The following is a 7,135-nucleotide window of genomic DNA, read 5'->3' as shown; positions in this document are numbered from 1 at the left end:
CCCTGCTGGCCCCGGTCACCAAGGCGACTCTCCCGACAAAAGGCTTCATGCGAGTGCCCTCTCGCCGTTCACCCCGCCAACCGCCCCGTCCATGAGATGCTCGCAGGAGCCCGGTTTGACCCGAACACCTTCCGACGCATAGCCGAGGCGACCCCTTCGCCCGGTCGGCCAAGCGAGCATCGGCTTGTGCATCGCCATGAGCGACCGCCTGACGAACAGAGTTCCTGCCTTCGAAGGCTCGGGCAGCTTATGGCTAACCGCCTGTCGCGTCGGAAACGCAAGATTTTCAATCAGCGCTGACGGCCTGATCTGATCGCCGTGCGCTCGAAATGCCAGGCCAATCTGGCGCCCCCATTGGTTGCCGTTGATCAATCCGAATTGAAATTTTGCCATTAGCTAAAGCTCCTTCTTCGTTAGGTGCTGAGCCTTCGTTCCGTTCCAGAATGATTTAAAAAGCGTCCGAAAAACGATCCTTGTGTAAAATCACTGTAATCGATGCCAATTCGTTCAGCACTGCGATGGGATCCATTTGCAGTAACGCATTGGCCGGAAAGCCATGCTATCGCTCCTTTTTATGCTTTCTCTTCGGCCCGCGCCGCGGACGCGGCTTGAGGAAATTGGTTTGCGGAGCTGCACAGAGATTGCCGTAACAAACCTCCTCACCCTTGTGGTTGGCCAAGGCCTGCACCAAATTTGGTAGAAGGTGCTGTTTCAGTTCGTCCAGCATAGGTTCCGGACTGTCCAGCGACTTCAGTGCGATCTCGACCAACTCAATCGCGCGATCTTGGTTGCCGCTCTCGTGATAGTATCGAGCGACTGCCGGATATGTCCGGAACTTGCGGCCGTCGCCATGTTGTGGATTGAGTGCAAGGAGCTTCTCTGCCAGCTCGTTGCCGAGCGCAAAACGCTCAGGTGACGGAAAATGCGAGTGATCATGCGCCGGACCGAAGAGTTGGTCTAGTGTTGCCAGCATCCAATGTTCGGAGTTCCTTTCGATGGCGTCGCGAACCAATTGGCGCATGACAGGCAACCCGGTCCGCATATCCTTCATTCTGTGAAGCAATAGATGCGCATGAGCCAGGCGGTAATTGATGTCGCCGGGCATCAAGGCGGCGCCCTCCTGGACCGCCGAGAGGGCCGTACCCCAGTCCTGGTTCCTCACGGCCGCCCAAAATCTCCTATTGATCGATTTAGCTTGTTCGCTCGTTGTGAGTTCTCCCTCCGCGATCCACTTCGCGTTGGCTGGGGCATTAGCCGCGCCAGCTGCCGCTGAGCACTCTTCGAAAGGCGTCATCGAGTTCTGTCCGGTGACCGATAAAGACTATACGGCCATCTAGATCGGTCAGAAACAAGGTCGGAGCTGCGGCAGAAAAGCTGGCATCCAGCCAAGGCTTTTCCATTTCGCCTGTGTAGTCGAGCGCTATCGGGCAATTCAAGTTCGACCACTTTTGCCTCAACGGCGTCCGGCTTGGCTCGCGCCTCAACCGACGTTAGCGTGCGTTCGTGAACTTTGGCTCCGATGACCTCTAGGCAACTGTCCTTGAAGCTTTCCTGCAACTGCATCGGGTGGCGCGTCGCCGAACATCCGACGACGTACATTTCGTTGGACTGAAAATGTGCGATAGGCTCGCCGCGCAGCCAAGTCTTCAAATTGATCGGAGGAAGCGGCGACCCCATCTGCAAAAACACATTGCTCTCCAACGTCATTGCGCGGTTTTACGGCCCAAGCTGTTCCTGAGAGACGTTGCACCCGGGCCAACTGAAGGAGCGTTTCGATCGTCATGCGGGCCGCGATGCGGTCAGCCGTCAATCAGTTTTGCACATCTCGATTAGCAAGGTCTGTGCCAGCGTGCTGAACGCCCAGTGATTGCATAATAGGCCTGAATGACAACCTTGTAACACAAGAGGGCCGAATGTAGTGAAACCGACATTTTGCCGGTTTTTGTCTTGAACCGGACATTTTGTCAGCCGATGGCGGTTTCTGGCCGTGTACAGTCGTCGCCTCACGGCGATGGCACAACAGCACTGATGAGGATCAGCTTGCGCGGATCTCCATCTTGGCCGGACCACGACCCCGAAACCGGATACATTGCAGACTAAACAGAGTTATCTTCAAAATACCCCTTGCGAACGCGGCGGGCCGTTCACGAACCCTCGCGTCTTTCAGGCAACACCACAAGCAAATAATGGACATTTCGACTCGTGTGTTGGAGAATTTCCAGCTGCTATGAACGACGAGCTTGGGGAGCAATCCTATCTCTCTTGGAAGGTATCACGGGCTCCTTGAGGTATGGTGCGTAGAATCCGGACACGAGCAAAGGATGATCACGAGGCAGCGTGGAGAAGCCTCCGGCTGAACCTTGGCAATTTTTCGATGAGCAAAGACACACCGATACCCCGATGCACTCGAATTCCGATGTTGCGTAGTTCCACGTCACTTCGGCTTCGGCAGAGATCCGCCGAATGGCAACAAAGTCGTAGGCGCCGAAGCGATTAGGCACAATCGCGAGGTTCGGGTCACAAGAATGATTCACAATGACAGCCGGCTCCTGAAAGAGAGCGTGGACATTCCAGTCCAATTGAAACGAATTCGTCGTTCGTGTCGTCTCCATCCGCTCGACTAGCCCTATGATAACAATCTCCCCTGGCAAGAAGTCGCGGGCGGTGAATACCCCGCGCCCTCTATCGCCACCCGTGCTGAGGATGCTTACGTTGTGGGCATTGAGCTGCTTTGCGCAGGCGACATCATCCGTTAAAATAGACAAGCCTTCGCTTATGTTAGAACTCGGCACGGCCTATTTCCTTTCAATCAAAGAGTAATACCGGTGAGATGAGACTCTTAAGTTGTAGAGAGTGACACTCTGTCCTCTGGGGCGTTTTTGCTCGGCATTCCCAAACAGTGCTAGGCTACGAGCTGTGGATTTGGYGATCCTACTTGCCACGAAGGAACATTACACGCCATGGCTTGTAGCGTTCCTTCCTTCGGCGATTCCCCGACATGAATGCCTGTCGGCAGCGCCGCTGCCCCACTAAAGAACCCTCAAAGTCCGTGCCAATTTGACGGGTCGAGCCGGAGAAAAAATTTCGTGATGCCTTGCGGCCATCTGTCTTAGGCAAACAAGAGAATGGCTAAACGAGAGGTCTTTAGCGTTCCTGACAAACCTGACACGAGATGTCTTATGGTGTGCTGGACGAGGCTCTGGCTCCGACCGTGGAGGGCAGGAGACGTGATGCGATTTGATCGGCCGYCGCAGGGGGCGGTCTATGCTCGTCCAGCTGCCATCGAACTGGCGGGGTCGCACAATTTTGCCCGAAACGGAGTCCGAGGGCGACCATCGCAGTTTATGCGTCTCTCTGTGCGAGAATCGAGAAGTGCAGCCGACAAAGTCTGGCGGGCAGCTCGATGACAAGATGTGCACCAGCCTTCGCCGTTGGGATAGATGCCTGCGGCCTTGCTCACGCTTTGGCCAAATGAGCGTAACTTGCTGCGAAACGTCGGAGTTTATGTTCGCCGCAAGTTACCGGGTGGTAGCGCTGTGGGTTGTTGTCCGTGACACATGATTTTAATGGCTCGATGACCGCATCGAAGTCAGCGTCGATAAAGAAGGGGACTRAGTATCGCTCGCGCCCCGAGCTATTAACAACGCGATGGATGTTAGCCAGGTAGACATCGTTGGTGAGCCGCTGAATTAGGTCCCCGATGTTGATTATGAAAGTACCTTGGATCGGCGTGCCTTGTACCCAATCGCCATCTCGGTTCAGGACCTGAAGGCCGCCCACGTCATCCTGTGCCAGTATGGTCAAATTGCCATAGTCTGTGTGGGCGCCAATTCCGATCATATCCTCGCTAACATGGCCGCTCTGCGGCGGGTAGTGGAGCAGGCGCTGAATGCTGATCGGGTTGCGCATGAGATTCTCGAAATAGCCCTCCGACAGGTCCAAACTGAGGGCAATTCCTTGCAGAAGTTTTTTTGCGAGGGCCACCATCCTTTGATGGTATCCATATGTCAGTTCCCGAAACTCGGGCCAACTTGAAGGCCACTGGTTAGGACCGAAAAACGGACCTTCCAACACCGAACGCTCAGGGCCGAAGTCGAAGCACTCCTTAAGGTCTTTGGTCTTRCCAGGATCGGTGTTCTCCCYAAACGGCTCAATGTAGCCACGAAAGGCCACGTCTGAGTTGCTAATGTGCAGTAGTAGTTTCTCCAAAAGTGGCAGATCAAAGAWCCTGCGGCTCGCCGAGAAAACAGAGTCGATCAAGTCGTGCTGAATACCGTGGTTCTTAACATACATGAAGCCGGCGTTGGATAGTGCCCATCGTATGTCCCGAGAAACCGTGTGTTTGTCAGTGCCATCGAGCAGTGGGCCTATATCAACGATCGGTATTTTGTCAAAGCGTTCCCGCCGCGCATGCAACTTGTCGTCTAGACTGACTAAGAGATCTTTGGACATTGGTTTACCTGTTTAACAATGGGAAGTTTACGCTCGGTGGCCGAGCGCCGAGACATGAAAAGACGTCGAGATAAGTGACGCAGTCCGTAGGCACAGGCCCATTCCGATAGAAGTGCGACAAGCGACAAACGTCGGCGTCGAGGGTAGGGGCGTCCTTGGTGCRCTGTCGTGGCGGTTTGCCCAGTTCTGTGTTATCAACGGTATTCATGGCAGCTCTTGCCTTTTAGGGTCGTCATGAGCAGCGCGCCGTCTGCACATGCCGCTAACTGYCAATGGGGCATCAAAGCTCGTGCCAGTTGGGCCAAAGGTCGTCCAAGAAATCACGTTATGAGCATTTTCCGATATTTGGGCTGAGGCGCGCTGACAGGTTGGATCTAGYCAGGCGTGTATGGTTGACGACAGACCTGACATTGTGGGACTTGAAGTTACCTTACGTTGACGTCGCCGCGGAAGYGGGGCCTCAGCGGGCGTTCGGAGAACTGGGCGAGATGCCGCGCGCGCTGCTGTATTTCCGAGCTTCACAGGGGACAAGCCATTGTGTGGGGATCATTGTCCTCGCGGTCGCGAACTTGCCCATTTCGACGTAATCACGGACCTTGCCGCCAGATGTCAGATGTTCTCCACCACATCCTGYGCTTTGGAAACGTGGCTTACGGGCCGGAACGCTCGCCCCGACACGCCCTCCRCATCCTCCCTACAGCAGCAGCGACGTTCCGACGCGTGTGTCAGGCAGTGAATGCTCCAAACAGGTCTGCATGGCTGTCAGGTGAGACTCGGACTGAACTGACATCGTGGTGAGCGAGCGCAGCCCACGTTCATCTTTAGATGATATTGTGGCATCCTCTTGCACCCGCTGCCCGCATCTCAAGTTGATCTACGGCTGTCTTGAGGCCCACGAAGTTGCTCGCCTGACCGATAGCGCCTAGGTTCATCGACGACGCACTTCGTGTCATTCCCTTCTTCCTTCGAAGTTATCTGAGAATACCTCCTACTTAGAGATTCGCATCCGGTAACGCACGTGCCCATCTTCCTCGACGTAGGAATCATAGAGCCTGCGCGCGCGGGCGTTGTCCTTATCGGCGTGCCAGTAAAGCCGCTCCCAGCCGTTCTTTTTGCAAACTGCGACGAGGTCGTCGACGAGCGCCCGGCCAATGCCCGAACCGCGGAAATGCTCGTCAACATAAAGATCCTCGAGATAGCAGTCATTGCTCTTGACCCACGACGAAGGGTGAGGGAAATGGATGGYGAAGCCTACAGGCGTGCTATCCTGCTCGGCAACCCGCATGTTCACYGGCGATGCCGGATCGATAATGCGCCTCCAGGCGGTCGCAGTCACCTCGGGATCAAGTGTCATCCCGAAGAACCGCACATGGCAGTCCCACAGTTTGCGCCAGGCACGTTCATGCTCCGGCCGCGCATCCCTGATCTCCAGTGCCATAGCGAATCCTTAAACGAAAAAGAACGGGAAACACCTGCGACCGATGTCCTTCCCAAGTTTGGTTATGACCGGCGGGTAAGCCGATCGGCTCAATTGTTATTGTATCCGCGATTATGATATTCGATTCAGTGCACCTAACAGGCAATGCTCTCCCGCCAATCCGGTTACGGAAGTAGCCCATGATTGCGTGCAAAGTCCGACCCAATGCCGCAGAACTTCCCAGTGGTCCGCTCCGGCAAGTAGGCGTTGAATCAAAGCAGCCTCTGGCACCTCATCACAATCAATTCGTAACCGCGGACGTGATTTAGCAATACAAGAGGTGCCTCAAGCTGCGCCCATCAAAGCTGGATCGAAGGGACATTTTGTGAGGTTTTCAACGCCGTTTTCTGTGATCAGCACCTGCTCTTCAAGTTTCACGCCCTCGTGCCCGCCAACCGTTCCAATGTATGACTCCACGCAAAGCGTCATGCCCGCTTCGAGTACATAGTCGAACGCTCCTGGGATGAAATCTTCCGGATACAGGATGGCAGGATACTCGTCGCAAAGGCCTATACCATGCATCATCACGCCATAGCGCTGCGCGACGAATTCCGCAGGGAGYCTGTGACTGCGTTCAGTGAGCTCCGTGAACGATATGCCTGGCTTGAGCATGGCTATATTTGCCATCATGTGCTCATAAGCAATTGTATGCAGCCTTCGCTGTTCGTCACTCGGTCGGCCGTCGCCACAGTACCACGTTCTGGAGAAATCCGCACACATGCCGTAAGGTCCAACAACATCGGTGTCGAATGCGACAAGGTCGCCTGTATTAATCCGACGTGGCCCCGCTTCCTGCAGCCACGGATTTGTACGAGGGCCCGACGTGAGAAGGCGCGTTTCGATCCATTCGCCACCACGGGCGATGTTCTCAGCATGAAGGAGAGACCACAATTCCGTTTCGGCGATACCTGGTTGCAAACGGTCGCGCATCTTGGCGACGGCAACCTCACAAGTTGCGATTGAACAGCGCATCGCGTTGATTTCGTCAATCCCCTTGAGAGCCCGCGCATGCTCCATAAGCTGCATGCCGTTGCACACCTCGATGCCGAAGGCGTCTAGAGCGCGCAGACCCGAGATCTCTATCTTGTCAACAGCCAGACGCCTGTTTTCGCCGCCAAAGCGGCGCAGCAGTTCATCGATCTGCCCGGCAAAATCCTTCGCCATGGCCTCTCCTTCGTCCCCGGCGACAAAGTAGTAAAAACCAGC

Annotated in this window: 5 protein-coding genes; all 5 read right to left on the bottom strand. The window is 55.2% G+C overall.

Annotated features, from left to right (window positions below; genetic code table 11):
• Positions 1–559 precede the first annotated feature (559 nt).
• Positions 560–1,294, bottom strand: a complete 735-nt coding sequence (locus ORS3428_RS05310; RefSeq protein ID WP_244507860.1) for a hypothetical protein — start codon at positions 1,292–1,294, stop codon at positions 560–562.
• Between the two features lie 931 nt (positions 1,295–2,225).
• Positions 2,226–2,792, bottom strand: coding sequence for an SET domain-containing protein-lysine N-methyltransferase (locus ORS3428_RS34375; RefSeq protein WP_083354999.1), 567 nt, complete (start codon positions 2,790–2,792; stop codon positions 2,226–2,228).
• A gap of 664 nt (positions 2,793–3,456) precedes the next feature.
• On the bottom strand, positions 3,457–4,452 hold the full coding sequence (locus ORS3428_RS05305) for an isopenicillin N synthase family dioxygenase (protein ID WP_083354998.1): 996 nt from the start codon (positions 4,450–4,452) through the stop codon (positions 3,457–3,459).
• 988 nt (positions 4,453–5,440) lie between these two features.
• Positions 5,441–5,890: a GNAT family N-acetyltransferase gene (locus ORS3428_RS05295; RefSeq protein WP_071095253.1), complete on the bottom strand. Its 450-nt coding sequence runs from the start codon at positions 5,888–5,890 to the stop codon at positions 5,441–5,443.
• Between the two features lie 324 nt (positions 5,891–6,214).
• The coding region (locus ORS3428_RS05290) for a M24 family metallopeptidase (protein WP_071095250.1) at positions 6,215–7,135 on the bottom strand (921 nt) is incomplete at its 5' end.

Source organism: Mesorhizobium sp. ORS 3428 (assembly GCF_001854785.1).
GTDB lineage: Bacteria > Pseudomonadota > Alphaproteobacteria > Rhizobiales > Rhizobiaceae > Mesorhizobium.
The sequence above is the reverse complement of the archived record's forward strand: the minus strand, read 5'-3'. Positions and strand labels throughout refer to the sequence as shown.